The sequence below is a fragment of the Plantactinospora sp. B6F1 genome (assembly GCF_040120695.1).
In the GTDB taxonomy this organism is placed as follows: Bacteria; Actinomycetota; Actinomycetes; order Mycobacteriales; family Micromonosporaceae; genus Plantactinospora.
On sequence record NZ_JBEEAC010000001.1, the window covers coordinates 576272 to 601933 of the forward strand.

25 protein-coding genes are annotated in these 25662 nt (G+C 71.8%); 15 read left to right on the top strand and 10 right to left on the bottom strand.

What is annotated here, in order from left to right; translation table 11 throughout:
• Nucleotides 1–58: 58 nt before the first annotated feature.
• Nucleotides 59–976 carry a 5,10-methylenetetrahydrofolate reductase gene (locus tag ABNF97_RS02305; RefSeq protein ID WP_349337486.1) on the bottom strand — a complete coding sequence of 306 codons (918 nt, stop codon included), beginning with the start codon at nucleotides 974–976 and terminating at the stop codon, nucleotides 59–61.
• A gap of 123 nt (nucleotides 977–1099) precedes the next feature.
• Between ABNF97_RS02305 and ABNF97_RS02310 the strand changes: the two genes are divergently transcribed.
• The 4 genes from ABNF97_RS02310 (at nucleotide 1100) to ABNF97_RS02325 (ending at nucleotide 5460) form a co-directional block, all read left to right on the top strand.
• Nucleotides 1100–1999 (top strand): hypothetical protein, encoded by a 900-nt coding sequence (locus ABNF97_RS02310; RefSeq protein ID WP_349337487.1) that lies wholly within the window; start codon nucleotides 1100–1102, stop codon nucleotides 1997–1999.
• Nucleotides 2000–2213: 214 nt separating this feature from the next.
• Nucleotides 2214–2888 carry a nucleoside/nucleotide kinase family protein gene (locus ABNF97_RS02315; protein WP_130465976.1) on the top strand — a complete coding sequence of 225 codons (675 nt, stop codon included), beginning with the start codon at nucleotides 2214–2216 and terminating at the stop codon, nucleotides 2886–2888.
• 140 nt (nucleotides 2889–3028) lie between these two features.
• A complete protein-coding gene (locus ABNF97_RS02320) occupies nucleotides 3029–3427 on the top strand; it encodes an SCP2 sterol-binding domain-containing protein (protein WP_165436718.1) in 399 nt (132 codons plus the stop codon).
• Nucleotides 3424–5460 carry an amylo-alpha-1,6-glucosidase gene (locus ABNF97_RS02325; RefSeq protein ID WP_349337488.1) on the top strand — a complete coding sequence of 679 codons (2037 nt, stop codon included), beginning with the start codon at nucleotides 3424–3426 and terminating at the stop codon, nucleotides 5458–5460. Before ABNF97_RS02320 ends, ABNF97_RS02325 begins: the two co-directional genes overlap by 4 nt.
• 187 nt (nucleotides 5461–5647) lie before the next feature.
• Here the strand turns inward: ABNF97_RS02325 and ABNF97_RS02330 are convergent, their stop codons facing one another.
• Nucleotides 5648–7525: a glycoside hydrolase family 15 protein gene (locus tag ABNF97_RS02330; protein WP_349337489.1), complete on the bottom strand. Its 1878-nt coding sequence runs from the start codon at nucleotides 7523–7525 to the stop codon at nucleotides 5648–5650.
• A gap of 237 nt (nucleotides 7526–7762) precedes the next feature.
• On the opposite strand from ABNF97_RS02330, the gene ABNF97_RS02335 reads away from it, so the two are divergent.
• From ABNF97_RS02335 to ABNF97_RS02350, 4 genes are all read left to right on the top strand, one after another.
• On the top strand, nucleotides 7763–8968 hold the full coding sequence (locus ABNF97_RS02335; protein ID WP_349337490.1) for an FUSC family protein: 1206 nt from the start codon (nucleotides 7763–7765) through the stop codon (nucleotides 8966–8968).
• Nucleotides 8969–9585: 617 nt separating this feature from the next.
• Nucleotides 9586–10047 (top strand): C1 family peptidase, encoded by a 462-nt coding sequence (locus ABNF97_RS34080; RefSeq protein WP_486484944.1) that lies wholly within the window; start codon nucleotides 9586–9588, stop codon nucleotides 10045–10047.
• A 48-nt stretch (nucleotides 10048–10095) separates the two neighbouring features.
• Nucleotides 10096–10440: a protease inhibitor I42 family protein gene (locus tag ABNF97_RS02345; RefSeq protein ID WP_130462857.1), complete on the top strand. Its 345-nt coding sequence runs from the start codon at nucleotides 10096–10098 to the stop codon at nucleotides 10438–10440.
• A gap of 190 nt (nucleotides 10441–10630) precedes the next feature.
• On the top strand, nucleotides 10631–11083 hold the full coding sequence (locus ABNF97_RS02350; protein ID WP_130462858.1) for a DoxX family membrane protein: 453 nt from the start codon (nucleotides 10631–10633) through the stop codon (nucleotides 11081–11083).
• A gap of 31 nt (nucleotides 11084–11114) precedes the next feature.
• Here the strand turns inward: ABNF97_RS02350 and ABNF97_RS02355 are convergent, their stop codons facing one another.
• The 7 genes from ABNF97_RS02355 to ABNF97_RS02385 are packed head-to-tail and all read right to left on the bottom strand — an operon-like array spanning nucleotide 11115 to nucleotide 18533.
• Nucleotides 11115–12287 (bottom strand): 4-hydroxybenzoate 3-monooxygenase, encoded by a 1173-nt coding sequence (locus tag ABNF97_RS02355; RefSeq protein ID WP_349337491.1) that lies wholly within the window; start codon nucleotides 12285–12287, stop codon nucleotides 11115–11117.
• Between the two features lie 50 nt (nucleotides 12288–12337).
• Complete coding sequence (locus ABNF97_RS02360) at nucleotides 12338–13630, bottom strand: CynX/NimT family MFS transporter (protein ID WP_349337492.1); 1293 nt, start codon at nucleotides 13628–13630, stop codon at nucleotides 12338–12340.
• A complete protein-coding gene (locus tag ABNF97_RS02365) occupies nucleotides 13588–15048 on the bottom strand; it encodes a benzaldehyde dehydrogenase (RefSeq protein WP_349337493.1) in 1461 nt (486 codons plus the stop codon). The genes ABNF97_RS02360 and ABNF97_RS02365 overlap by 43 nt, the downstream gene beginning before the upstream one ends.
• Entirely contained in the window at nucleotides 15045–15881 is an 837-nt protein-coding gene (locus ABNF97_RS02370; protein ID WP_130462862.1) for an ATP-binding cassette domain-containing protein, read from the bottom strand. The genes ABNF97_RS02365 and ABNF97_RS02370 overlap by 4 nt, the downstream gene beginning before the upstream one ends.
• On the bottom strand, nucleotides 15878–16729 hold the full coding sequence (locus ABNF97_RS02375; protein ID WP_349337494.1) for an ABC transporter permease: 852 nt from the start codon (nucleotides 16727–16729) through the stop codon (nucleotides 15878–15880). The genes ABNF97_RS02370 and ABNF97_RS02375 overlap by 4 nt, the downstream gene beginning before the upstream one ends.
• On the bottom strand, nucleotides 16726–17577 hold the full coding sequence (locus ABNF97_RS02380) for an ABC transporter permease (RefSeq protein WP_349337495.1): 852 nt from the start codon (nucleotides 17575–17577) through the stop codon (nucleotides 16726–16728). The genes ABNF97_RS02375 and ABNF97_RS02380 overlap by 4 nt, the downstream gene beginning before the upstream one ends.
• Nucleotides 17574–18533, bottom strand: a complete 960-nt coding sequence (locus ABNF97_RS02385; RefSeq protein WP_349337496.1) for an ABC transporter substrate-binding protein — start codon at nucleotides 18531–18533, stop codon at nucleotides 17574–17576. Before ABNF97_RS02385 ends, ABNF97_RS02380 begins: the two co-directional genes overlap by 4 nt.
• A 424-nt stretch (nucleotides 18534–18957) precedes the next feature.
• On the opposite strand from ABNF97_RS02385, the gene ABNF97_RS02390 reads away from it, so the two are divergent.
• From ABNF97_RS02390 to ABNF97_RS02420, 7 genes are read left to right on the top strand one after another with little or no spacing between them, the layout of a single operon-like run.
• Nucleotides 18958–20139: an acetyl-CoA C-acyltransferase gene (locus ABNF97_RS02390; protein WP_130462864.1), complete on the top strand. Its 1182-nt coding sequence runs from the start codon at nucleotides 18958–18960 to the stop codon at nucleotides 20137–20139.
• A gap of 30 nt (nucleotides 20140–20169) precedes the next feature.
• Nucleotides 20170–20943 (top strand): protocatechuate 3,4-dioxygenase subunit beta, encoded by a 774-nt coding sequence (gene pcaH, locus ABNF97_RS02395; protein ID WP_349337497.1) that lies wholly within the window; start codon nucleotides 20170–20172, stop codon nucleotides 20941–20943.
• Complete coding sequence (pcaG, locus tag ABNF97_RS02400; RefSeq protein WP_130462866.1) at nucleotides 20936–21598, top strand: protocatechuate 3,4-dioxygenase subunit alpha; 663 nt, start codon at nucleotides 20936–20938, stop codon at nucleotides 21596–21598. The genes pcaH and pcaG overlap by 8 nt, the downstream gene beginning before the upstream one ends.
• Entirely contained in the window at nucleotides 21573–22961 is a 1389-nt protein-coding gene (gene pcaB / locus ABNF97_RS02405; protein ID WP_130462867.1) for a 3-carboxy-cis,cis-muconate cycloisomerase, read from the top strand. The genes pcaG and pcaB overlap by 26 nt, the downstream gene beginning before the upstream one ends.
• Nucleotides 22958–23857: a 3-oxoadipate enol-lactonase gene (pcaD, locus tag ABNF97_RS02410; RefSeq protein ID WP_349337498.1), complete on the top strand. Its 900-nt coding sequence runs from the start codon at nucleotides 22958–22960 to the stop codon at nucleotides 23855–23857. The genes pcaB and pcaD overlap by 4 nt, the downstream gene beginning before the upstream one ends.
• Nucleotides 23850–24230 carry a 4-carboxymuconolactone decarboxylase gene (gene pcaC / locus ABNF97_RS02415; protein ID WP_130462869.1) on the top strand — a complete coding sequence of 127 codons (381 nt, stop codon included), beginning with the start codon at nucleotides 23850–23852 and terminating at the stop codon, nucleotides 24228–24230. The genes pcaD and pcaC overlap by 8 nt, the downstream gene beginning before the upstream one ends.
• The gene (locus tag ABNF97_RS02420; RefSeq protein WP_349337499.1) at nucleotides 24227–25021 is read left to right on the top strand and encodes an IclR family transcriptional regulator; all 795 of its coding nucleotides are present in this window, start codon (nucleotides 24227–24229) and stop codon (nucleotides 25019–25021) included. The genes pcaC and ABNF97_RS02420 overlap by 4 nt, the downstream gene beginning before the upstream one ends.
• Here ABNF97_RS02420 and ABNF97_RS02425 read toward each other — a convergent pair.
• Nucleotides 25018–25626 carry a DUF1349 domain-containing protein gene (locus ABNF97_RS02425; RefSeq protein ID WP_130462870.1) on the bottom strand — a complete coding sequence of 203 codons (609 nt, stop codon included), beginning with the start codon at nucleotides 25624–25626 and terminating at the stop codon, nucleotides 25018–25020. The two genes, ABNF97_RS02420 and ABNF97_RS02425, sit on opposite strands and share 4 nt — an antisense overlap.
• Nucleotides 25627–25662 lie beyond the last annotated feature (36 nt).

The window sequence follows — 25662 nt, forward strand, 5'->3', positions numbered from 1 at the left end:
GGCACAGGGTGTTTGTCGACACGCCGTCCGGCCTGCCGACAAGGCCAACGCGGCGACACTAGCGCAACATTCGGCCGATTTCGGCGGCGAGCTGCACCGACGCGTCGATTTCTTCCTTGCGGATCGACACGCTCTCCACGTTGAACCCGAACGGGATCCCGATCCCGCGACAGAAGTCGGCCAGCTCGCGTGCGTTGGCCCGGCACTGGCCCAGCGACTCGGTCAACGGGTCCGGTGCGTGGACGAGCGCGTTCTCCAGCCAGCGTGGCACGGCGACACCGAGCCAGCGCAGGAATGCCAGCGTTTTCAGCGACCCACACACCGACAGCGTGAAGATCACCGGCTGTGGCTCGAAACCCCGTGAGCGGCAGGTGTAGAAGTAGTCGGAGACGAGGCTCTTGGTCGCGCCGACATCGTAGACGACCTGCGAGATGAAGAACGTGCAGCCGCGCTCCTGTTTCGCCAGCATCCGCAGGTGCTCGTCGCCACCGCTGGTATAGCGCTCGGTGATCGCCACCCCGCCCATCGGCAGGTCGGGGCGGATCTCCTGGCGTAGCGTGTGCGCGCGGGCGAGGCTGGTGCGCACCGGCTTGTCGCGGGAGGACGCGCCGACGAAAACGCCCGACATCGCCCCCGGGTCGGCCGCGCGTAGCCAGGCGCTGATCTCGTCCTCGGCGTACTTGCCGACGCACCGGTAGATCACCACCGGCCGCTGCCACCGGCCGAGATACTCGGTGTGGAAGACGGCGGGGTCGACCGTCGGCAGATACGGGAACGGCCGCTCGTCGGGGTTGCGGTCACTCTCGTCGTCGATGTCATAGAGGACGAGCCCGTCGAGGTCGAGCGACTCCAGTCGAGCGAGGGTGGCGCGAGCGATCTCGGCGACCCGCTCCCGAGTGGCATTGCCCCGGGGCGGGGTGATGCCGAGCAGGAGGCTGCCGGTGCGGGCGCGGACGAGCATCGGGTTCGTGGTCATCGGAACCCAGGATAGGGGCCGCTGCAGGGGCGGGCGAGCTTCCGCGCCAGCCGGGCACGGTCTTGATCTTCCTTGTCCGGAGGCAGTGCGGAACCAGCCGGCGCACCGTCCCGTCTGATCGGCATGAGAACGTGGCGTGGTGTCCGGATAACCTGTGTCGGCGCACTGTTTCTGCTGTTGGCCGCCTGTGCCCGCGAGGGTGCCGGTGCGGGTGGTGACGGACCGGGCGGAGGCTCGGGCGGCGACGCCGGCTCCGTCGACCCGAATGCGGTGGTGCTCCGGGTGGAGCATGTCGGTGGGTTCGTGCCGCCGGCTGCCCGGTTGACCCGGGTGCCGATGCTGACCGTCTATGCGGATGGGCGGGTGATCACCGAAGGGCCCCAGATCGAGATCTATCCCGCGCCGGCGCTGCCGAACCTCCAGCAGCAGCGCCTGGCGCCGGAGCAGGTCGACCGGCTGGTCGAGCAGGCCCGGACCGCCGGTGTCGGGACCGTCACCGATCTCGGTCGGCCACCGGTCGCGGACGCCCCGTCGACCCGGTTCACCGTGTCGTCCGGCGCCGGCACCGACGAGTTGGAGGTCTACGCGCTCGCCGAGGGCGGGGAGGGCACCTCGGGCCTGACCGAGGCGCAGCGTACCGCCCGGGCCGAGTTGCAGAAGCTGGTCGGCGCGCTCACCGACCTGGCCGGCACGCTGGGGCAGGACAAGGTCGAGCAGCCGCAGCCGTACCAGGCCGAGGCGGTGGCGGCGGTGGCGATCCCGTGGCGCGCGGACGACAACGAGGGGCTGGCCGCCCCGCCGGAGATCGCCTGGCCCGGCCCGGCGCTTCCGGGCTCACCGCCCTCGGCCGGCTTCGACCAGGGCTGTGTCGAGGTACGCGGTGCCGAGGCGACCGCACTGCTCTCGGCGGCCACCAAGGCGAACGCCCGCACCCCGTGGACCTCCGGGGGCGACCGCTGGCAGGTCGGCCTGCGGCCGTTGCTGCCGGACGAGGCCGGCTGCGCCGACATCGCCATCGACTAGTACCCGCCCTGGTCTACCTACGTTCGGTCACCGCCGCGACGATGCGCAGCTGCGGGCGTCGACAGCTACGCCCGGCGAGACGTGCGTCGATCGCGGCAGCCGAGGATGACGTCCGGACCGCGTCGTGCTGCCCCTTGTTCCGCGTACGCCGGTCCAGGCGGACGGCTGATAATCGTTCGTCATGGCTGACGATCAACTTGGCGGCGGGTACGACGTGGACCAAGGCACCCGCGACGAGATGCTCGGCTGCCTGGCTGAGGCAGTCGGGTCCGTCGCAGTCACACACCCGACGCGGGTTGCCGTCGACGGGCCGCCCGCCGCAGGCAAGACCACGCTCGCCGACGAGCTGGCCGTCGTCCTGCGTACCCAGGGCCGGGACGTCATTCGCGCGACGATCGACGATTTCCTCTTCCCCCGGGCACAGCGCTACCCGCGCGGCGAGTACTCGGCCGAGGGCTGCTACTTCGACGCCCACGACACCGAGGCGCTGAACCGGGTTCTGCTCGATCCGCTCGGCCCGGGCGGAGACCGACGCTTCCAACCCGCGGTCTGCGACCGTACGACGGATACCGTGTTCTCCCCGCCGGTCACGACTGCCTCCGTCGACGCCGTGCTGATCTTCGACGGCGTGTTCCTCATGCGCCCGGAACTGATCGATCGGTGGGACCTGCGCATCTTCGTGTCGGCCGCGCTCGACCGGACGGTGGATCGTGCCGTGATCCGAGAGCGCCAGGTCTCATCCCGGGCCGACGTCGAACGGCGCTGGCGCGAGCGTTACATCCCCGCCCAGCAGTTCTACTTCGCTACGGTCCGCCCGAACGATCAGGTCGACATCATCGTGCACAACGACGAGCCCCGGCAGCCGGTCTGGGTGAACCGAACACGCTGACCGCAACCTATCGGCACAGCCGGAAGCCGAGCGGTCGCAAGCCGCTGGATGAGCGCAAGGTGTGGGTGCCGGAGCCTGGCGTCGACTCGTGGGGCCGCACGTCACGCCTATTGCTCGTCGCAGCGGGTATGGCAACCGGCATGGCAGCCGTCGACGCCGGTACGCACCCAGCGGACCCGACTGCGGAGTTCTTCGCTCAGGTGCCGTACCGGGCGCGCACGGCGTTGACGCACCGTCATAACGGAACGATTCTGATCGAGCTACTCGAGAACGGCCGGCGGGAGCCATGGCACATTTCAGTCGAGCACGGGCAGGCTTCGGTCTCGCGTGAACACCGTGCGGCCGACTGCACACTCACGCTCGAAAGGTCGCTCTTCGACCGCATCGTGGATGGCGAGGCTCAGTTCGGTCCGTACCTGTTCCGAGGTCGTGTCCTGCTCAAGGGCGACTTCCAGGCATTCGCGATACTGCGCCGCTTGCTACCCGACATGAAGGGCGCCCGGGACCCGCGCAGCCTCGCGCCGGGGAGGCGAGGATGAAACACCGGATCAGCGTCCTCGACGGCAACACCTTCGTGGTCAGCAACAGCAACGGCGATATCGCCGCTTCGCACGCTAGTCCGGAGGGATTCTTCTCGTTTGACACCCGTTTTCTGTCCACCTGGGTTCTTACCGTCGACGGGCAGGGGCTCAACGGCTTGGCGGTGGACGACCTCAACTACTTTGAGGCCAAGTTCTTTTGTGTGCCAGGCGAGCCGACTCCGTACGTGAATGCGACCCTGTCCGTGATTCGTCACCGTTGGGTTGGGGGCAGTTTCGACGAAAGGTTGACCATCGTAAACCACGCTCAGGAGGCGGTGGACCTACTTGTCCGGCTGGAGGTCGCTTCCGATTTCGCCGACGTCTTCGACGTCAAGAATGCCGTTGTGAAACAATTCAAGCCAACGATCATCGTGGCGGATGGCGCGCTCCACCTGGACTACCGCCGCGAGGATTTTCATCGCACGGCGATTGTCCGCTCTACCGAGCCTTCCGAGACAGACGAACGTGGCATGTCCTTCCGGATCCGAGTGGAGCCCCAGGCGAGCTGGTCAACGCTGCTACGGGTGGAGTCGGTGGTGCGGGGCATGGGTGGCAGTGACGTCCGGTCGAGCATCTACGCCGAGCACAAGAAGGCCAGTGCCGAGCTGGCGGAGGACCTGAGGCGGTGGTTCGACTCGGCGCCGCGCCTGGAGACGGACTCGTTAGCGCTGGCCGAGACCTATGCGAAGAGCGTCGAGGATCTGGCCGCCCTACGACATGTCGGGATGTCCAGGCCGACCCGCATGCCGTCGGCTGGCCTGCCCTGGTTCATGGCGCCCTTCGGTCGGGACAACGCCATCACCTGCCTACAGACGCTACCTTTCACGCCGGAGCTGACCCCCACCATGCTGAATGCCTTCGCCGCCGGGCAGGGTGCCCGACTCGGCGACTTCCGCGAGGAGGAGCCGGGCAAGATCGCCCACGAGACCCGGTACGGAGAGTCAAGCTCCTTCGAGGAACAGCCCCATTCGCCGTACTATGGTTCGGCCGACGCCACGCCACTGTTCGTGATCCTGCTCGACGAGTACGAGCGGTGGTCCGGCGACAGCACGCTCGCCCGGCACCTGGAACTCGAAGCGCGCGCGGCACTCGACTGGATCGACACCTACGCCAACATCATGGGAGACGGATACATCTGGTATCAGCGCCGCAACGAGGCGACCGGACTGGAGAACCAGTGCTGGAAGGATTCCTGGGACGCGATCTCCTACCGAGATGGCAGGTTGCCCGGCTTTCCCCGGGCGACCTGCGAATTGCAGGGGTACGCCTATGATGCGAAGCTGCGCGGAGCCCGGCTCGCCCGGCTGTTCTGGCACGACGAGGCGTATGCGCAGAGGCTGGAACGGGAGGCGGCGGATCTGAAGGCCCGGTTCAACCGGGACTTCTGGATCGCCGACGGCGAATACTACGCGTTGGCGCTGGACCCCGACGGCGAGCCGGTCGACGCCCTCTCGTCGAACATCGGCCATCTGCTGTGGAGCGGGATCGTGGAGGAGTCCCGCGCCGCGATGGTCGTGGACCACCTGATGGGGCCTCGACTGTTCTCCGGTTGGGGCGTCCGGACGCTCGCCGAAGGCGAGGGCCGTTACAACCCCGTCGGCTATCACGTCGGCACGGTATGGCCATTCGACAATTCGATAACAGCCTGGGGCATGTGGCGGTACGGCTTCCGCTCGGAGGCAGGGCGGATCGCGCAGGCAATTATCGACGCCGCACCGTTCTTCGACGGGCGCCTGCCCGAGGTGTTCGCAGGCTATAGTCGACAATCGACTCGACGCCCGGTCGGTTATCCCACCGCGAGCAGCCCGCAGGCCTGGTCGACCGGCGCGCCCCCGCTCCTGCTGCGGATCATGCTCGGAATGCAGCCACACGGGGAGGAACTGCTCGCCGATCCGGCCCTTCCGGCTGGGATCCAGAAGATCAATCTGTTCGGTGTGCTTGGCAGGTGGGGCCGGCAGGACGTGTCTGCCGAGCGGGCGGCGGGTGACTGACCCTCGAACGCCGGATAGAGCCGCTGCACGAGCCGCCCAGGTCGAGGCGCGGCAGTGACCCGGTCTGCGTGCCCAGCCGCTGTTCCGAATGTCCTCATACGAATCCGAACGGTCGGCATGGCCCGTGCCTACTGCAGCCAGCACTACTTGCGGATCCGGCCCGGCGCCAGAGCGCGCTCTACCCCCTCTAGCCGCCGTCTCGCGGGTCTCGGAGTTCGGGGACGGACTGCTGTCGTCCGGAGGTCCGGCACGACCGCTTCGCCCAGGCACGCAGCGCCTCCCGGTCATCGGCGGCGTCCAGGTTCAGCGCGGCCTCGATCAGTGCCAGGTGGGTGAAGGCCTGCGGGTAGTTGCCCAGCGCGGTGCCATCGGCGGCGAGCTGCTCGGCGTAGAGACCGAGCGGGCCGGCGTGCCGGCACAGCTCGGCGAAGGCGTCCCGGGCCTCGTCGACCCGTCCGGCCAGCACCAGTGCCGAGACCATCTCGAAGCAGCAGAGCAGGAAGGCGCCCTCCTGCCCGGGGAGCCCGTCGTCGATCGTGTAGCGGCGCAGCAGCGCCGGGCGGATCCCGAGCCCCTCGCGGACCCGGTCGATGGTGCCCACCACCCGAGGATCGCTGCCGGGCAGGAAGCCGACCAACGGGATGCGCAGCAGCGACGCGTCCAGCTCGGTCGAACCGTACGCCAGAACGAAGCTGCCGATCCGGGCGTCGTAGCCCCGGTCGAGGATCTCGGCGCGCAGCTCGTCCCGAGCCCGCCGCCACCGGTGGACCGGGGCGGTGTCGTCGTCGAGCATGCCGGCGAGCTGGATGCCCCGGTCCAGGCAGACCCAGGACATCACCTTGGAGTTGACGTAGTGCCGGCATGGTCCACGAATCTCCCAGGTGCCGTGGTCCGGTTCCCGCCAGCGGGCGGCCGTCGTGTCGACCTGGCGCCGGAGCACCGCCCACTCCCGTTCGGTCAGTTCGCCGGTCAGCTCCTGGTACACCAGCGCCGCATCGAGCACGTGCCCGTACGTGTCGAACTGCACCTGGTCGGCGGCCTCGTTGCCGATCCGGACCGGCGCCGAGTCGGCGTAGCCGGACAGGTGTGGCAGGATCCGCTCCTTCTCGGTGTGGCCGGCGATGCCGACCAGCGGTGCGAGCCGGTCGGCGGAATTGGTGCAGACGTCGAGCAGGAAGCGCAGATAGCGGCGGCCCTCGTCGGCGTGCCCGAGCCGGAACAGGGCGAGCAGCAGCAGCGCGGCGTCGCGGTGCCAGGTGTATCGGTAGTCCCAGTTGCGTACCCCGCCGATCTCCTCGGGCAGTGCCGCGGTCGCCGCCGCGACCAGCGCACCGGTCTCGTCGAAGCAGAGCCCGCGCAGCACCAGGGCGCTGTGCCGGACGTCTGCCGTGCCCACCCCGGTGTAGTCGGAGCGACCCGACCAGTTCCGCCAGACCCGGCAGGTCTCGGCGAGCAGGTCGGGGCCGTCGCCCGGCTCGGCCGGTCCGTACTCCTGCGAAGCGTGGCCGTAGCGCAGCATGACATCCACGCTCTGCCCCTCGGCGAGTTCGACCTCACCGCACAGGTCGGCTGCCCGCAGCTGGAAGGGCAGGCTGGCGCGGAGGCGCAGGCGCGGCTGTCGAGTCCACCACTCCTCGTCGATCAGTTCCCAGCCCGGAGCGCGGCGGCCGTACTCCGGACGGACGGCGATCCGGACGGCCAGCCGGATCGTGCCGCGCAGCGCGGTCATCCGGCGGACCAGTAGGTGGTCGGCGTGGATCGGTCGCTCGGCGGGGCCGACCCGGACGGCCAGGAAGTCGTGCCCGACGCCCGTGCCCGACGCCGTCCGGTAACGGCTCTCCAGCACCAGCGTGTCAGGCAGATACCGGCGTTCGGGGACGTCCGCGCCGGTCACGGTCATCGAGAACACGCCGGCCCGCCGGTCCAACAGCCGGGCGAACACCGCGTCGCCGTCGAAGCGAGGCACGCAGAACCACTCCACCGCGCCGTCCGGGCCGACCAGGGCCGAGGTGTGCGTGTCGGAGAGGAAGGCGTACGAGTCGATCGGTGGGAAGGAACTGGTCATGCCGACTCCGGCAGGGGGAACAACGCCCGGCCCACCGCCGGGATCCGCTCGCGCGAGGCGTACAGCCCGAAGGTCGACACCGGCGGATACCCCCGTTCCCACGACTGCGGCCCGGGTGCCCGCTTCGCGCTGTCTCTAACCTCGCCCACCGCGGGCACGGCGGATGGTCGGTTGTCACGCGAGTCGACCATGGCAGGGCCCGGGGGTTGCACGGCGTCGAGCCGGGTAGTCGCGGGGATGCCGTCCCGCCCCCACTACCGGTCGCCGCTGGGTGCGGCCGTGCACCGGCTTCGCGGGACGGCCGGTCGGGCCCGGTACGAGGGGGGTCGGGCAACCCGGCTGCGGGTGCGGCAGCTGGAGATCATTCTGGTGATCGCGGTGCAGGCGGGGGTCGCGGCAGGGCTGGCCGGATGGATCGCGGGCGAACTGCTGGGCAACCCGAACCCGGTGTTCGCACCGACCGCCGCGGTCGGCACGATCGTCGCGGCGATCGGCCAGCGCACCCGGCGTACGGTCGAACTGCTGGCCGGGGTGGGCCTCGGCATCGTCGTCGGCGATTTGTTGATTTTTCTCCTCGGCAGTGGACCGTGGCAGACGGCGGTGATCGTCACCCTGGCCGTCGGCATCGCGCTCGGCCTGATGGGGCGGGGCGGGACGGTGGTCAGCCAGGTCGCCGGTACGGCCGTGCTGATCGCGACCCTCTCCTCCAGCGAACGCAACCTGGAGATCCCGCGGATCGTCGACGCGGCGACCGGCGGCGCGGTGGGGCTGTTCGTGGTCGCGCTGCTGCTGCCGTTGAACCCGATCCGGATCGTCAACCGCGCGGCCGGACCGGTCTTCGCGGTCCTCGCCGGTCGGCTTCACGACACCGCGGTCGCGCTGCGGGAGCGGGACCTGGACGGGGCCCGGCGGGCGCTGGACGGGCTGCGCGGGGTCCAGCCGGACCTCGAGCGGCTGCGGGAGGCGGTCAGCGGCGCGGAGGAGGTGGTCAGGGTGGCGCCGCTGCGGTGGGGCCGCCGGCAGGAGTTCGAGCACTACGCCAGGGGGGTGACGCAGCTGACCCAGGTGATCGAGGGCGCCCAGATGTTGGCCCGCCGAGCGGTGACGGTCATCAACTACCGGGAGCCGATCCCGAGCTGCCTGCCCGACGCGGTCGACACCCTGGCGAGCGCGGTGAAGGCGCTGCACCGGCAGGCGCGGACCGGACGGGACACCGGGGCGGCCCATCGCCGGGCGCTGGTGGCGGCCCGGCGTGGCGGGCGGGCCCGCCGGGAGGAACTGCACAACTACGGCGACGCGCTCGTCACGCAGGTGCGGGTTTCCGCCGCGGACCTCCTCCGGGCCAGCGGTTGCCCGAGTCGTGAGGCCGCCCTGTCGGTGCGGCGGGCGGCCCGGGACGGCGAGCGGGCCCGCCCGGTCTCCGACGACCCCCCGGTGACCTGACGACCCTTGGCGACCCGCCCCCGGTTCTCCGACGCCCCCGGTTCTCCGACGCCCCCGGTTCTCCGGCGACCTTCGGTGACACGCCGGCAGCTCGGCGGACTCGCCGGATCGGGCCCGCGGGATTGTGCTCGGGGCGCACAATGGGTGCCGCGGCGGCTACGGGACGGGTTCGGCGGTGTTGTCCGAGTGGGACCCGGAGCCGTCGGTGTCCAGCCGCCCGTCAGGGCCCGGTCGAAGGCGAGTCGATGGAGTCGGAGAGACGTTTCGCGGTGGATCCACCGGAGACCAGCGCGAGCAGCATTCCCGGTCCGCAGTTGCTCGGCCGGCTCTACCGGCCGGACCCGCGGGACTGGGACATCCCGCGCCTGCTGGAGATCGCCGAGCCGGCCGAGTCGATCCGGCAGATGACGGTCGAGCAGGTGCTCACCGAGACGCCGTACTTCTCCGACTGGCGGGCGTACCTGGTCTTCTGGCGCTGGTTACGGAGTCAGCGGCAGCCGGCGGCGCCCCCCGCCCCGGTGCGGGACAGGGCGCCGGCCTGGGAGTTGGCCGTCCAGCTCGACCAGGGTCAGACGGGTCACTGCGTCGGTTTCGGCTGGGCGGGCTGGGTGGACGCGATGCCGGTCGCCGGCACCTACCAGAACGCCGACGGTCACGCCCTCTACTACGAGGCCAAGGTGATCGACGGCGAGCCGGGCAAGGAGAACGGCTCGACGGTCCGGTCCGGCGCGCTCGCCGTCCGGGAACGGGGTCGGCTCGCCGCGTTCGCGTTCGCGCGCAGCACGGCGGAGATCGACGAGTGGATCGACAACCAGGGGTCGATCGTGGTTGGCACCGCGTGGACCGCCGACATGTTCAACCCCGACGACGACGGGTTCGTCAAGCCGACCGGTGCCGCGACGGGCGGGCACTGCTATCTGATGCTCGACCGGATCGAGTCCGAGGACGCGTACCTTTTCCAGAACTCCTGGGGTGCGGCGTGGGGCTGGGGCGGCCGATTCAAGATGAAGCGCGGCGACTTCGACGGACTGCTCCAGGATGACGGAGAGGCGTGCTGTGCGGTGGAGTTGCCGCACTAGCCGTCCGGGGCGAGCCGCCGCCCATCCCACCGGAGATCGGAGTACGGCGTGGCGCGGGTCGACGTGACCGAGGCGGACGCCGGCCGCTCGTGCCCGGCGGCACCAGGGGACCTGGTGGTCGTCCAACTCACCGAGACGCCCAGTTCGGGCTACCGGTGGCGGCTCGACGCGGTGGACAGCGCCGTACTCGCGCCGGCCGGGGACTCGTTCCGGCCGGAGCGGGAGGGGTTGGGCGGCGCCGGGACCCGGCAACTGCGGTTCACCGCGACCGGGCCCGGCCGGACCGTGCTGCGGCTGGTGCTGGTGCGCGACTGGCAGGCGGGCAAGCGCCCGGCGCGGCGGTTCGAGGTGACCGTTTCGGTCACGGACACCGGACCACCGACCACCGGCTGAATTGGAACTTTTCCAATTTGAACAGGATGGCATCGCTCACATAGCCTTTCACCTGCGAGCCGCGACGGAGCGCTTGGTGGGGCATACTCGGAACCCATTGGATGGCTATTGACAGCTATCAATGTAAATGGTTAACGTGACTCTGCCGTGGGACCCAACAGCTATTCCTGCCAGTCGCAAGGAGTGTCCCATGTCCAACGTCCGAGTCGCTGACATCGTGTCCACGCTGTTCCGGATCGTGCTCGGCCTGCTGTTCGCCCTGCACGGCGCCGCCTCCCTCTTCGGGATCTTCGGCGGCAACCGGGGCAGCGGCGAGGCGATCCCGATCGGCACCTGGCCCGGGTGGTACGCGGCCCTCATCCAGCTCGTCGGCGGACTGCTGGTGCTGGTCGGCCTGAGCACCCGCCCCGCCGCGATCATCTGCTCCGGCTCGATGGCGTACGCCTACTTCATGGTGCACCAGCCCGACGCGCTGCTGCCGCTGAACAACGGCGGCGAGACCGCGGCGCTGTTCTGCTGGTCCTTCCTGCTGGTCGCCGCCCTCGGCGCCGGGCGCTGGTCGCTGGATGCCGCACTCGCCCGTCGCCGGAGCCGCGGTGTGGAACAGGAGCCCAGCACCGTCGCCGCCACCACCGCATCCTGAGCGAAGCCCAGCGACGTACCCCGGCGGCGGATCAGACCTCGGCGAGACCGACGTAGTTCTCCGCCAGGCTGGTGGCGTACGCCCGGGACGAGGTGACGTAGCGCAGCGTCGAGAGCTGCAACCTCGCCTCGTACGGGTCGTCGGTCCGCAGCCGGTGCAGCAGCGAGGTCATCCACCAGGAGAAGTGCTGGGCGCGCCAGACCCGGCGCAGCGCGGTGTCGGAGTAGGCGTCCAGCAGGTCCTCTCGACCATCGTGGTACCAGCCGGCGAACGCGTCGCCGAGCAGCGTGACGTCGGCCAGCGCCAGGTTCATCCCCTTGGCGCCGGTCGGCGGCACGATGTGCACCGCGTCGCCGGCCAGGAAGAGTCGCCGCCACCGCATCGGCTCCACCACCAGGCTCCGCATTCCGGTGACGCTCTTCTCCAGGATCGGGCCGGTGTTGAGTCTCCACCCCGGTACCGTCTCCAGCCGGGTACGCAGCTCCGACCAGATCCGCTCGTCGGGCCAGTCCGCCGGATCGGTCTCCGGCTCGACCTGGAGATAGAGCCGGGAGATCTCCGGGGAGCGCATGCTGTGCAACGCGAACCCGCGCTCGTGGTGGGCGTAGATCAGCTCCTCGGCCGCCGGGGCGGCCCTGGCGAGTACCCCGAGCCAGGCGAAGGGATAGCTGCGGTCGTACTCGGTCAGCTCGCCGGCCGGCACACTCGCCCGGCTCACCCCGTGCGAGCCGTCGCAGCCGGCGACGAAGTCGCAGTGCAGCTCCTCGTCCCGGCCCCGGTGCCGGAACCGGATCACCGGCGAGTCGGAGTCGAGCCCGGCGAGGCGTACCTCCTCGACCTCGAACCGGAGGTCACCTCCGGCGGCGATCCGCGCCGCGATGAGGTCCTTCACCACCTCCTGCTGGCCGTAGACGGTGATCGCCCGCCCGGTCAGCTCGGTCATCGCGATCCGGTGCGCGGCACCGCCGAACCGCAGCTCGATGCCGGTGTGCCGGAGCCCCTCCCGATCCAGCCGTTCACCGAGCCCGCAGCCGCGGAGCAGGTCGACCGAACCCTGCTCCAGCACGCCGGCCCGGATCCGGCGCTCGACGTACTCCCGGCTGCGGCACTCCAGCACCACCGATTCGATGCCGGCCCGGTGCAGCAGGTGCGACAGCAGCAGACCCGCCGGCCCCGCGCCGACGATCCCGACCTGGGTACGCATCGTTGCCTCCATGACCTCTCGTGACCTCCCCGAATTACCGGACCCGCGGCTCACACCTGCCGGTTCCGACCCGCACCGAGCGCACTCACCGCCATCACCACCGTCACCAGCATCAGGACGGCGAGCGGCACACCCCAGCCGGTGGTGGCGTCCCGGAGCGCGCCGACCAGCACCGGGGCCGTGGCGCTGAGCAGGTAGCCGATCGACTGCACCGCACCGGAGAGTTCCCGGGCCGACCCGGGGGTGCGAGCCCGGATCACCAGCAGGGTCAGGGTGAGGCTGATCGCGGCGCCTTGGGCGAGCCCGGTCGTCACCGTCCAGAGTAGATATAGCGACGGCAGGGCGAGCAGGCCCACCAGGCCGACCGCCCAGCAAGCGCAGACCAACAGCGCCAGCCCTCGCTGGTCCGGTCGGCGGACCGCCAGCGTCGGCACCAGCAGCGCGGTGCCGATCCCGAGCAGGTTGAACACCGCCAACGCCGCCCCCGCCCGGGTCGGCTCGACGCCGTGATCCCGCAGCATGCTCGGCAGCCAGGTGAGCAGCGCGTAGTAGAGCATCGACTGGGTACCCATGAAGACGGCGAGCTGCCAGGTGACCGGGGAACGCAGCACGCTGCCTGCGGACCGGGGCGGCTCCGGGGCCGGTGCGGTGTGCCGGCGACGTACCCGGGGGAGCCAGCCGAGCGCCGCGACCCCGGCGAGTCCGCCCAACGCCAGCAGCGAACCCCGCCAACCCAACCCCACGGTGTACGCCAGCGGCGCGCTCACCGCCGCCGCCAGGGTCGCCCCGGTGGTCAGTGCGGCGGTGCTGACCCCGGTGGCCAGCCCCGCCCGGCCCGGAAAGTGCCGCTTGACCGCGCTGGGCACCAGGACGTTGCCGACGGTGATCCCGGCGCCGATGATCGCGGTGCCGGCCAACATCCAGCCGGCGTGCGGCAGGATCCGGGCCACGCTGCCCAGCACGATGCCGAGCATCGCGACCAGCAGCGCGAACTCGATGCCGACCCGGCGGCCGAAGAGCGCGGCGAACGGGGAGAGCAACCCGAAGCAGAGCACCGGCAGGGCGGTGAGCAGCCCGGCCGCTCCCCGGCCCAGGTCGAGGTCGGCCTGTAGCTCGGGCAGCAGCGGCGGGACCGCCGCGATCGCCGCCCGCAGGTTCAACGCCAGCAGGACCAGCCCGAGCAGCGTCAGCCAGCCGCCCCGGCCCATCCCGAACCGGCCTGCCCCGAACCGGCCTGCCCCGAACCGGGCCCTGCCGCCCGGATCGGCGACGGTGGCCTCCGGGACCGGAGAATCGCGGTTCAGAAGGGGTACCTCGTGATGTCGCCCCGCACGGTCACCCACTGCGTCTCGGTGAACGCGGCGAGGTTTGCCGCCGGCCCGCCGAGTCGCGGTCCGTTGCCGGAGGCGGCGACCCCGCCGAACGGGGCGACCGCCTCGTCGCTGACCGTCTGGTCGTTGATGTGCACGATGCCGCTCGGCACCCGCTCGGCAAAGGCCAGCGCCTTCATCACGTCCCGGCTGAGGATGCCGAGCGAGAGGCCGTACTCGCTGTCGGCGGCGAGCTTCGCGGCCTCGTCCAGGTCACCGAAGCGCAGTACCGGGGCGACCGGGCCGAAGACCTCGTGCGCGTACGCCGGGGTGGCCGGGGTGACGTCGGTGAGCACCGTCGGCCGGTAGAAGAGGTTCTCGTACGTCCCGCCGGCCGCCAGGGTCGCCCCGGCGTCCACGCTGGCGGTGACCAGCGAGTGGATCCGGTCCCGCTGCCGCTCGTCGATGATCGGCCCGAGCGCGACCTGCTCCCGGGCCGGGTCGCCGACCGGTAGTCGTGCGGCCTTCGCGGCCAGCCGGTCGACGTATTCGTCGGCCAGCGACTCGTGCACCAGGTGCCGGCCGGTGGTCATGCAGATCTGCCCCTGGTGCAGAAACGAACCCCAGGCACCCGCCGAGACCGCCAGCTCCAGGTCGGCGTCGTCGAGGACGACCAGCGCCGAGTTGCCGCCGAGTTCCAGTAGTACCCGCTTGAGATGCCGGGCGCCGGCCTGCCCGACCTGGCGGCCGGCGGAGGTCGAGCCGGTGAAGCTGATCAGGCGCACGTGCGGGTCGGCGACGAGCGCCTCGCCGGCCTCCGGCCCGCCCGGCAACACGTGCAGTACCCCCGGCGGCAGGCCCGCCTCCTCGAAGATCCGGGCGATCGCGACCCCGCCGGCGACGGCGGTCCGCGGATCGGGCTTGAGCAGCACCGCGTTGCCCAGGGCCAGCGCCGGGGCGACCGAGCGGATCCCGAGAATGGCCGGCACGTTGAACGGGGAGATCACCCCGACCACCCCGACCGGCAGCCGGCGGGCCAGACTGAGCCGGGGCTGCCCGCTCTGGATGATCTCGCCCAGCGGCTGCGAGGCGAGCGCCGCCGCCTCGTAGCACTCCTGCGCGGCGGTCTCCGTCTCCAGGTTCGCCTTCGGCGGCACCGAACCGGTTTCCCGGACGATCCAGTCACCGATCTCGGCCGCGTGTTCCTCCCACAACCGCCCGGCCCGGCGTAGCACCGCGGCGCGTCGGTCGTAGGGGGTCGCGGCCCAGTCGCGCTGCGCCTGGGCGGCCCTGGCGGCGGCCCGGGCCACGTCGGCGGCGTTGGCGATTCCGGTCCGGCCAATCTCGTCGCCGGTGGCCGGCTCCCGCACGGCCGCGTCGCCGCCGTCGGCCCGGACCCAGCCGTCGCTGGATATCCTGCCGGACCAGTCGGTCGAGTCGAGAATAGTCACGGGAACCTCCCTGGGTCGGCGGGCCAGCCGCTCTTGGCCCGCTGGATCTGGCCGAAGACCTGGGCCCGCAGCTCGGCGAAGCGGGCCGACGACCGGGTGCCGAGCTGGTCCCGCTCGGCCGGCAGGTCGATCGCCACGTCGTCGAGGACCACGGTCGGCGAACCGGAGAGCACCAGCACCCGCTGGCCGAGGTAGACCGCCTCGTCGATGTCGTGCGTGACGAAGAGGATGGTCACGCCGAGGCGCTGCCACAACGACCGGACCAGGTCCTCCAGGTCGGCCCGGGTCTGCGCGTCGACCGCCGCGAACGGCTCGTCCATCAGCAGGATGTGCGGCTCGTACGCGACCGCCCGGGCCAGCGCCACCCGCTGCTGCATGCCGCCGGAGAGCTGCCACGGGTAGGCGCCCGGCACGTCGCCGAGACCGACGGCGGCGAGCGCGTCCCGGACGAGCTCCCGGCGGCGGGACCGGCTCAGCCCCTTCTTCTGCCTCAGCGGCAGCTCGACGTTGCGTTGCACGGTCATCCAGGGGAAGAGGCTGCGGCCGTACTCCTGGAAGACCACGGCCATGCCCGGCGACGGACCCCGGACCGGGGTGCCCTCCAGGACCAGGTCGCCGGAGGTCGGCGGGAGCAGGCCGGCGATGCACTTGAGCAGGGTGGTCTTGCCGGCGCCGGACGGGCCCACCACGCAGACGAGTTCGCCGGCGCCGACGGAGAAGGTCAGGTCCCGGACCGCCTCGACCGACCGGCCACGTCCGGTGTAGACCTTGCGCAGCGCGCGGACGTCGAGCAGGGCCGGGGTGCCGGCCTGGCGGGCGTCTGTGGAGTTCATCGGTGTCCATCGTCTCGTTGTGAGTGCCGGAGGCCGAGGTACCAGCGCAGCGCCGACCGCTCGAATAGCCGCAGCAGCATGGCGAGCAGGAAGCCGAGCAGACCCAGCAGCAGGATGCCGGTCCACATGTCGGTGACCGCGAAGGTCCGCTGGAACTGGATGATGGTGTAGCCCAGACCGTTGTTCGCGGCGAACATCTCGCTGATCACCATGAGGATGATGCCGACCGAGAGGGCCTGGCGCAGGCCGGTGAAGATCTGCGGGGAGGCGGACCGGACCACCAGGTGCCAGAGCCGGGCCGGGCCGCGGATGCCGTAGCAGCGGCAGGTCTCGGTCAGCACCTCGTCGACCGCCCGCACCCCCTCCACCGTGTTGAGCAGGATCGGCCAGACACAGCCGGAGAGCACCACCAGGACCTTCATGGTGTCGCCGAAGCCGGCAAAGAGCATCAGCACCGGCACCAGTACCGGCGGCGGGACGGCCCGGAGGAACTCCAGCACGGGCTCGCAGAACGCGCGGACCCGCCGGAAGGAGCCGATCAGGACGCCGAGCCCGACGCCGACGGCGACGGCGAGGAGGAATCCGGCGGCGAGCCGGAGCAGGCTCGGCAGCACATCCGTACGCAGCCGGTCGCTGCGCAGCCAGACGTCGTCGAAGCTGGCCAGGATCTCCGACAGCGGTGGGAGGTAGAAGGTCTCGCTGTCGGCCGAGAGCACCCACCAGAGGGCGAGCAGCCCGAACGGCAGCCCGAAGACGGCGGCCGTCCACCACAGCGCCCGGCCGACGACCGCCACGATCCGCCGGCCCGCATCTGCGCGCCGCCGGGGGAGTACGCCACCGGGTCTCACCGGGTGCCCTCACGGCGTACCGAGGGGTGCCAGGAGAGCACCGCGCGTTCGAGTCGCCGGGCCAGTACGTTGACCGCCACCCCGAGCAGGCCGGTGACGATGATCAGGGCGTACATCGAGTCGACGGCTCCACCGGACTGTGCCCGGTTGATCTCGTTGCCCAACCCCGGCGCGCCGATGATCAGCTCGGCGGTGATGGCCAGGATCAGCGCCACGGCGGCGGCGAGCCGCACCCCGGTCAGCAGGTACGGCAGCCCGGTCGGCCAGAGCAGGTGCCGGATCCGGGCCCACCGGCCGAGCCCGAAGGTGTACGCGGTGTCCCGGGCGACCGGGTCGACGTCCCGGACGCCGTACAACACCTGGACGAGCACCTGCCAGAACGCCGCGTAGACCACCAGCAGGAGCACGGAGCGCAGGTCGGTGCCGAAGAGCAGCACGGCGAGCGGGATCAGCGCGACCGAGGGGATCGGCCGGAGGAACTCGACGGTGGAGGTGGTGAACTCGCGCAGCGGCGGGACGGTGCCGAGGACGAAGCCGACCAGTACGCCGAGGGCGACCGCGATCGCCAGGCCGAGGAACCAGCCGCGCAGCGTGTCGGTGACCGCCGTCCAGAACCGGGGCTCGCCGAGCAGCTCCCCGAGGGCTACGGTGATCTCACTGGTCGGCGGGAGGTAGTTCGCCGAGACCAGCCCGAGCCGTGGCACCGCCTCCAGCACGAGGAGGAAGGTCGCGAAGCCGAGCAGCCCGAGCAGGGGGGTGCCGCCGCGCGGCCGACCGTCACCGCCGGGCCGGCCGGCCGGCGCCGGTGCGGTCGCGGCGGGTGGCGGCACGGTGGCGGCTCGGGTCACGGGAGCAGTTCCGCGACGTCGATCTTCTCCTTGAGCAGTCCGTCGGTCAGCATCAGGTCCGCCAGGGTCTGCACCGACGCGCGGTTGATCTCGGCGGGCCAGGCCGGCAGGGTTATCTTCTCGGCCACCGCCGGGTCGATCTTGGTGTACGTCTGTAGCACCTGGCGCGCCTCGTCAGGGTGCTCCCGGGCGTACCGCAGGGACCTGTCCATCGCGGCCTTGAACCGCTCGGTCAGGTCGGACCGCCGGTCGATGGTCTGCTCGGTGCAGAAGTACGCCGCCACCGTCATGTCCGGGATGGCCTCGGCGAAGTTGTAGGCGACGACCCGGGCGCCCTGGTTCTGCGCGATGGTGAAGAACGGCTCGACGACCATGGCCGCGTCGACCCGCTTGCCCAGTACCGCCGCAGGCATGTCCGGGAAGGGCAGTTCGGTCCACCTGATGGTCGACGGGTCGCCGCCGGCCTTGCGGACCGACGCCCGGGTGGTGGTGTCGGTGATGTTGTTCAGGTTGTTGATCGCGATGTTCTTGCCGGCCAGGCCGGCCGCGTCGGTGATCGGGCTGTCCGGCGGCACCACGACGCCGCCGAAGTCCGCGCCGGGCTTGCCGGTGGAGGAGTTCCCCACCGTGATCGCCTTGACCGGGATGTTCTGCGAGCGGGCGGTGATCAGCGAGACGACGTTGCCGAAGGCGAAGTCGAACTGGCCGCTCACCACGCCGGTCACCGCGATGGAGCCGCCGCTGATGTTGACCACCTCGACCTCGATGTTCTGTTCCTTGAAGAAGCCCTTGGCGTTGCCGAGGTGCAGCGGGGCGACGTCGACGATGGGGATCAGGCCGACCTTCACCCGGTCCACCCCTCCGGAGCCGTTTCCGGAGGAGTCGTCGGACGAGGAGCCGCAGCCGGCGACGACGAGGAGGGCGGCGAGGACGGTGGTGGCGGCGAGACGGCGCATCGGGTCTCCCGGCTTCCGGCGGTCCTGTCGAGACCGGGCTGAGCGGCTCCCGGAGGAACCTCGGGGAGTGTGGTGGTCGCTAGCCGAACGACTGTTCTCATTTGGAACGTTGGCACAGTGCCCGATTCACGTCAACCAGCCCTTTGGAACTTCTCCACAACGGCGTCGAGCGGCACGGGGACCTCGTTGACGGATCGTGGGCCGGGGATTACGTTCGTGATAAGCACGGAAGTCCGCATGTCGAACGCACCGCTGCATGCGTGATGGCCTGTGCATGCGTGATGGCCCGGGCATGCGTGGTGGGTGGTGCGCCGGACCTGGCGAGCGGAGGCACGACGTCGATCCACCCGCCGGCCGGCGCCCCGGCCGGGGCCGCCGGTAGCGTCGGGCCGACCCGGCAACCGGCGGGTAGTAAGGAGACATCGTGAGCAACGACGTGTACGTCCTCGACGCCGTACGGACCCCGATCGGCCGGTACGGCGGCGCCCTCGCCGGAGTACGCCCCGACGACCTCGCCGCACACGTGCTGCGGGAGGTGACCCGGCGCAGCCCCGAGCTCGACCCGGTCCGGATCGACGACGTACTGCTCGGCAACGCCAACGGTGCGGGCGAGGAGAACCGGGACGTGGCGCGGATGGCGGTACTCCTGGCCGGGCTGCCGCCGACGGTGCCCGGCGCGACCGTGAACCGGCTCTGCGGCTCCGGCCTGGAGGCGGTGATCGGGGCGGCCCGGGCGATCGCGGTCGGCGACGCCTCGGTCTGCGTCGCCGGCGGCGTCGAGTCGATGACCCGGGCCCCCTGGGTACTGGCCAAGCCGGAGACCGGCTACCCGCGCGGGCACGAGACCCTGCACTCGACCACCCTCGGCTGGCGCATGGTCAACCCGGCGATGCCGGCCGAGTGGACCGCCTCGCTCGGCGAGTGCACCGAGATCCTCGCGCAGCGGTACGGGATCTCCCGCGACGAGCAGGACGCCTTCGCCGTACGCAGCCAGCGGCTGGCCGCGCGGGCGTGGGCCGCCGGGGCGTACGCCGACGAGGTCAGCCCGGTACCCGGTACCGAGCTGGAGAGCGACGAGAGCATCCGCCCGGGTACCACCACCGAGGCACTGGCCCGGCTCAAGCCGGTGTTCCGGCCGGACGGCACGGTGACCGCCGGCAACTCCTCCCCGCTCAACGACGGGGCGAGCGCACTGCTGCTCGCCGACCGGGCCGGTGCCGAGGCGGCCGGTCGGACCCCGCTGGCCCGGATCGTCTCCCGCGCGGTCGTCGGCATCGAACCGCAACTGTTCGGGATCGGCCCGGTACGCGCCGCCGAGGAGGCGCTGCGCCGGGCCGGCATCAGCTGGTCGGACCTGGCCGTGGTGGAGCTGAACGAGGCGTTCGCCGCCCAGTCGCTGGCCTGCCTGGCGCAGTGGAAGGACCTCGACCCCGAGATCGTCAACCCGCAGGGCGGGGCGATCGCCCTCGGCCACCCGCTCGGTTCGTCCGGGTCGCGCATCCTCGGTTCGCTGGCCTGGCAACTACATCGCCGTGGAGGCGGGCTGGGCCTCGCCGCCATCTGCATCGGCGTCGGTCAGGGCCTGGCCGTCGTACTGGAGGCCTGACGGGTACTGGAAGCCTGACGGAGGACGACCATGACCACCGAACACATCCGGTCCACCGCACCCGGCGTGCCGGCGGCCCGTCCCGGCCGGCCGGTGTTGCCCCGCTACCGGCACGACGCCCCGGACACCCACCCGCCGATGCTCTTCCCCGACTACGGTTCCACCACCCTGCGCGCGCCGAGGCAGCCGCTGGTGGTGCTGCCGCAGCGGCTGACCGAGGTCACCGGGCCGCTGCTCGGCGAGGGCCGGCTCGGCGAGTTGGACCACGACCTGACCCGCCAGCATGCCGGGGAGCCGCTGGGCCAGCGGATCATCGTGCACGGCCGGGTGCTGGACGGGGACGGCCGGCCGATCCCGAACACGCTGGTGGAGATCTGGCAGCCGAACGCCGCCGGCCGGTACCGCCATGCGGGCGACAACTGGCCGGCACCACTGGACCCGAACTTCACCGGGGCGGGCCGGACGCTGACCGACGCGGACGGCCACTACCGGTTCGTCACCGTGCGACCCGGCGCCTACCCCTGGCGGAACCACCCCAACGCCTGGCGGCCGGCGCACATCCACTTCTCCCTCTTCGGCCAGGCCTTCATCCAACGGCTGGTCACCCAGATGTACTTCCCCGGAGACCCGCTCTTCTTCCAGGACCCGATCTTCAACTCGGTCCGCGACCCGTTGGCCCGGGAACGGCTGATCTCCCGCTACGACCACGCGGTGAGCGAACCCGAGTGGGCGCTCGGCTTCGAGTTCGACCTGGTGCTGCGCGGCCGGGAGGCCACACCCTTCGAGGACGGCGACGATGACTGAGCAGCCCGACCCGACCCCGACGTTCGGTACCGGCCCGGCCGTCGACACCGCCGGTTCACCGGCCGGCTCGGCGGGGCTCGCCCCGGCACCACCGCTCGGCTCGACCCCCGCGCAGACGGTCGGACCGTACCTGCACATCGGCCTGCTCTGGCCGGACGGCCCGGACGTGGTGCCGGCGGGTACCCCCGGGGCGATCTGGATCCGCGGCCAGGTCTTCGACGGCGCCGGGGCGCTGGTGCCGGACGCACTGGTGGAGACCTGGCAGGCGGACCCGGACGGCCGGTTCGACCATCCGGACGACCCCCGGGGCGCCCGCCCGCCGACGGTGCCCGGATTCCGTGGCTTCGGCCGCAGCGCCACCGACGCCGACGGCCGGTACGGAATCCGTACCCTCAAGCCCGGCCCGCTGCCCGGCCCGGACGGGGAGATTGAGGCACCGCACCTGAACCTGTCGATCTTCGCGCGGGGCCTGCTGCACCGGCTGGTGACCCGGCTCTACTTCCCGGACGAGGCGGCGGCGAACGCCGCCGACCCGGTGCTCGGCGCGATCGACCCGGCCCGCCGGGCCACCCTGGTGGCCCGACCGGTGCCGGACGGGCTCCGGTTCGACATCCACCTGCGGGGCCCGGATGAGACCGTCTTCTTCGCGGTCTGAGCAGCCGCCGGCGGCCGGCGCGGGACTGCTCTCCGGGCTGTCCGGCACCGCCGAGGTGGACGCCGAACTCACCGACCGGGCACTGCTGACCGCGCTGCTCGACGTGGAACGGGCGCTCGCCGAGGCCGGGGCCGAGGGTGGGGTACTGCCGGCGTCGGCCGCCGCGGCGATCGCCGGGCGGTGCCACCCGGACGGGTTCGACCTCGCCGCCCTCGCCGCGGCCGCCGACGCCGCCGGCAACCCGGTGGTGCCGCTGGTCCGCCAGCTCACCGAGGCGGTACCGGCCGCCGCCCGGCCCTGGGTGCATCACGGCGCCACCAGCCAGGACGTGCTGGACACCGCGCTGGTCCTGGTCGCCACCCGGGCCGGCGAGCCGCTGCTGCGTCACCTCGACACCGCCCTCGACGCCACCGCCGGGCTCGCCGACCGGCACCGGGACACCGTGGCACTGGCCCGTACCCTCGGCCAGGCGGCCGCGCCCACCACATTCGGCCTGAAGGCCGCCGGCTGGCTGCTCGCCCTGCTGGACGCCCGGACCCGGCTGGCCGCCGCCCGGGCCGCGTTGCCGGCACAGCTCGGCGGGGCGGTCGGCACGCTGGCCGTGCTCGGCCCGGCCGGACCGGAGGTGACCGCGCGGTTCGCCGCCCGGCTCGGCCTCGCCGCGCCCCGGTTACCCTGGCACACCCGGCGTCAGCCGATCCTCGACCTGGCCGCCGCACTCGGTAGCCTGCTCGCGGCCGCCGGCAAGGTCGGCCTGGACGTCGGACTGCTCGCCCAGACCGAGGTGGCCGAGGTCGCCGAGGGCGGCGGTCCGGGCCGGGGCGGCTCGTCGGCGATGCCGCACAAGCGCAACCCGGTGGACGCGGTCCTGATCGGCGCTGCCGCCCGGCGCGGGCCGCACCTGGTCGGCACGCTCTTCGCCGCCGCGGTGCAGGAGCACGAGCGGGCCACCGGCGGCTGGCACGCCGAGTGGGAACCGCTGCTCGACCTGCTCCGGCTGGCCGGCGGTGCGGCCGCCCGGGCCGCCCGGCTGCTCTCCCGGCTCGACGTGCGTCCGGAGCGGATGCGGGACAACCTCGACGCGCTCGGCGGCCGGGTCCTCGCCGAGGCGGTCGCGGCCCGGCTCGCGCCGGCACTCGGCCGGGCCGACGCGCACGACGTGCTGGCCCGGGCGGCCGCCGCGTTGGACTTCCGGGCCGCACTGCTGGCCGACCCGGCCGTCCGGGCACACCTGTCCGAGCGGGAGCTGGACCAGGCCCTCGCGCCGGCCAACTGGCTCGGTTCGGCCGGCACCTTCGTGGACCGGGCACTGCGGGAGTACCGGACGTGCGGGGTGGAGCGGAACCCGGAGAACCAGACATGACATCCCCCATGCACGCCTGCGTCGACACATCCCCCCTGCACGCCTGCGTCGACACATCCCCCCTGCACGCCTGCGTCGACACATCCCCCCTGCACGCCTGCGTCGACGGGCCGGCCGAGGCGCCGACGCTGCTCCTCGGCAGCTCGCTGGGCACCTCGGCGGCGATGTGGCGGCCGCAGGTGCCGGCGCTGACCCGGCGGCACCGGGTGGTCCGCTACGACCACCTCGGGCACGGCGACTCCGACGTGCCGACCGGCCCGTACACGATCGCGGATCTCGGGCACGCCGTACTCCGGCTGCTGGACGAGCTCGACCTGCCCCGGGTGTCGTACGCCGGGCTCTCCCTCGGCGGGATGGTCGGGATGTGGCTGGCCGCCAACGCGCCCGACCGGGTCGACCGGTTGGTGCTGCTCTGCACCTCGGCCTGGCTCGGCCCGGCCCGGGGCTGGCGGGACCGGGCCGCCGCGACCCGGACCGGCGGGCTGGAAGCGGTCGCCGACGCGGTGCTGGGACGGTGGTTCACCCGGGGCTTCGCCGCGAGCCACCCGGGGGTGGTCGCCGCCTACCGGTCGATGCTCACCGCGACTCCGGTCGAGGGGTACGCCGGCTGCTGCGAGGCGATCGCCGGAATGGACCTGCGGGCCGACCTGGCCCGGATCACCGCGCCGACCCTGGTGATCGCGGGCGGGGACGATCCGGCGATTCCGCTCGGACACGCCCGGTTGCTGGCCGAGCGGATTCCCGACGCCGGTCTGCGGGTGGTCGGCGACGCCGCCCATCTGGCCAGCGTGGAGCGACCGGAGCAGGTGGGCCGGCTGATCCTGGAGCACCTCGACGGCGGACCTGCCCCGGGGGTGCCGGAGCCCGGTGGGTGGAGGGAGCGGACGGATGGATGATCGTCGACGGCACGCCGCCGGCATGGCGGTCCGGCGCGAGGTGCTCGGCGACGCGCACGTGGACCGCGCCGTCGCCGGTACCGACGAGTTCACGGCGGACTTCCAGGACCTGATCACCCGGTACGCCTGGGGCGAGATCTGGACCCGGCCGGAACTGGACCGGCGCACCCGCAGCTGCGTCACCCTCGCCGTGCTGGCCACCCTGCACCACGACGAGGAGCTGGCGATGCACGTCCGGGCCGCGCTGCGCAACGGGCTGACCCGGGAGGAGGTCCGGGAGGTCCTGCTGCAGGTGGGCGTCTACGCTGGCGTTCCAGCGGCGAACCGGGCATTCAAGGTCGCCCAGGAGACTCTGCGGAAGGAGGACGGGTGACCGAGGTGGTCGAGGAGACGGCTCGCACCGGGGAGTTCGTCCAGTCGTTGGAGCGAGGACTCGCGGTCATCCGGGCGTTCGACGCCGACCATCCCCAGTTGACGCTCAGCGAGGTGGCCCGGGCGACCGGGCTGACCCGGGCGGCGGCCCGACGATTTCTGCTCACCCTGGTCGAGCTCGGATACATGCGCACCGACGGACGGCTCTTCTCGCTGCGCGCCCGCATCCTCGAACTCGGGTACGCCTACCTGTCCAGTCTGAGCCTGCCCGAGGTGGCCCAGCCGCACATGGAGGCTCTGGTCGCCGAGGTGCGCGAGTCCTGCTCGATGTCGGTACTGGACGGCGACGAGGTGGTCTACGTCGCGCGGGTGCCGACGAAGCGGATCATGACGGTGGCGATCAGCGTCGGCACCCGGTTCCCGGCGTACGCCACCTCGATGGGGCGGGTACTGCTGGCCGCCCAGCCGGCCCCGTGGCTTGACAACTATCTCGACAGCGCCGAGCTGCGTCCACTCACCCGGCGTACGGTCACCGAACCGGCGCGGCTGCGGACGATCCTGAACCGGATCGGCAACCAGGGCTACGCGATCGTCGACCAGGAGCTGGAGGAGGGCCTGCGTTCCCTCGCCGCGCCGATCCGGGACGCCGACGGCGCGGTGATCGCCGCTGTGAACGTCTCCGCGCACGCCAGCCGGGGCAGCTCGGAGCTGATCCGCAAGGAACTGCTGCCGCCCCTGCTCGCCACCGCGAAGCGGATCGAGGAGGACCTGCGTGGCGGTCAGCCCCGCTAGCGGCCGTCCCGCAGGTCGGCCAGCCGGGTGGCGGAGAAGCTGATCCGGTCGAACCAGACCGGGCAACCGGCGCCGGTCGGTGACTGCGGGGAGAGGCCGAACCGCAGTGGGGCCGCTGCCGGGTCGAGCCGGAAGTACCGGACGAACTGCCAGAAAGTCCCGTCGGTGCTGGCGTGGAACGCCCAGGCCGGGCCGAGCCGGGAGATTCGCAGCCAGAGCGGCGCGCCGTCGTCGACCACGAATCCGTTGGCGTCGTCGGAGACGTCGCGGGTGATCACCGACACCACCATCGCGGGGCCCTGGGGTGAGCGTTCGTACGCGAGTTTGGCCCAGTGCCGGGGGCCGGAATAGAGCAGCAGGCTGCCGGCGTCGTACGTGCCGGCGAAGTCGACCCTGACCCGGGCCGAGAACTGGAAGTCGCCCTCCGGTGCCGGGGCCAGCAGCCGGGGCGCGGAGAGCACCGGCTCGCCGCCGGCCGGGTCCACGAAGAGATCGCTCTGGGCCGGCGCGCTCACGGTCAGTCCGGTGACGCCGTCGGGTGACCAGTCGGGTGGTGCGACATCCCAGTGCAGCGGTGTCGGAAGGCCGAGGTCGATCTGTTGCATCGAAGCAGGATGCCACAATCCGCCCTCCGGCGGGGT

Excerpts from the sequence above, each read along its gene's own strand:
- ABNF97_RS02305 (WP_349337486.1), bottom strand. The coding sequence starts at position 976 with ATGACCACGAACCCGATGCTCGTCCGCGCCCGCACCGGCAGCCTCCTG.
- ABNF97_RS02310 (WP_349337487.1), top strand. The coding sequence starts at position 1,100 with ATGAGAACGTGGCGTGGTGTCCGGATAACCTGTGTCGGCGCACTGTTT.
- ABNF97_RS02320 (WP_165436718.1), top strand. The coding sequence starts at position 3,029 with ATGGCAGCCGTCGACGCCGGTACGCACCCAGCGGACCCGACTGCGGAG.
- ABNF97_RS02325 (WP_349337488.1), top strand. The coding sequence starts at position 3,424 with ATGAAACACCGGATCAGCGTCCTCGACGGCAACACCTTCGTGGTCAGC.
- ABNF97_RS02330 (WP_349337489.1), bottom strand. The coding sequence starts at position 7,525 with ATGACCAGTTCCTTCCCACCGATCGACTCGTACGCCTTCCTCTCCGAC.
- ABNF97_RS02335 (WP_349337490.1), top strand. The coding sequence starts at position 7,763 with ATGCCGTCCCGCCCCCACTACCGGTCGCCGCTGGGTGCGGCCGTGCAC.
- ABNF97_RS34080 (WP_486484944.1), top strand. The coding sequence starts at position 9,586 with ATGCCGGTCGCCGGCACCTACCAGAACGCCGACGGTCACGCCCTCTAC.
- ABNF97_RS02350 (WP_130462858.1), top strand. The coding sequence starts at position 10,631 with ATGTCCAACGTCCGAGTCGCTGACATCGTGTCCACGCTGTTCCGGATC.
- ABNF97_RS02355 (WP_349337491.1), bottom strand. The coding sequence starts at position 12,287 with ATGCGTACCCAGGTCGGGATCGTCGGCGCGGGGCCGGCGGGTCTGCTG.
- ABNF97_RS02370 (WP_130462862.1), bottom strand. The coding sequence starts at position 15,881 with ATGAACTCCACAGACGCCCGCCAGGCCGGCACCCCGGCCCTGCTCGAC.
- ABNF97_RS02385 (WP_349337496.1), bottom strand. The coding sequence starts at position 18,533 with ATGCGCCGTCTCGCCGCCACCACCGTCCTCGCCGCCCTCCTCGTCGTC.
- pcaH (WP_349337497.1), top strand. The coding sequence starts at position 20,170 with ATGACCACCGAACACATCCGGTCCACCGCACCCGGCGTGCCGGCGGCC.
- pcaG (WP_130462866.1), top strand. The coding sequence starts at position 20,936 with ATGACTGAGCAGCCCGACCCGACCCCGACGTTCGGTACCGGCCCGGCC.
- pcaB (WP_130462867.1), top strand. The coding sequence starts at position 21,573 with ATGAGACCGTCTTCTTCGCGGTCTGAGCAGCCGCCGGCGGCCGGCGCG.
- pcaD (WP_349337498.1), top strand. The coding sequence starts at position 22,958 with ATGACATCCCCCATGCACGCCTGCGTCGACACATCCCCCCTGCACGCC.
- pcaC (WP_130462869.1), top strand. The coding sequence starts at position 23,850 with ATGGATGATCGTCGACGGCACGCCGCCGGCATGGCGGTCCGGCGCGAG.
- ABNF97_RS02425 (WP_130462870.1), bottom strand. The coding sequence starts at position 25,626 with ATGCAACAGATCGACCTCGGCCTTCCGACACCGCTGCACTGGGATGTC.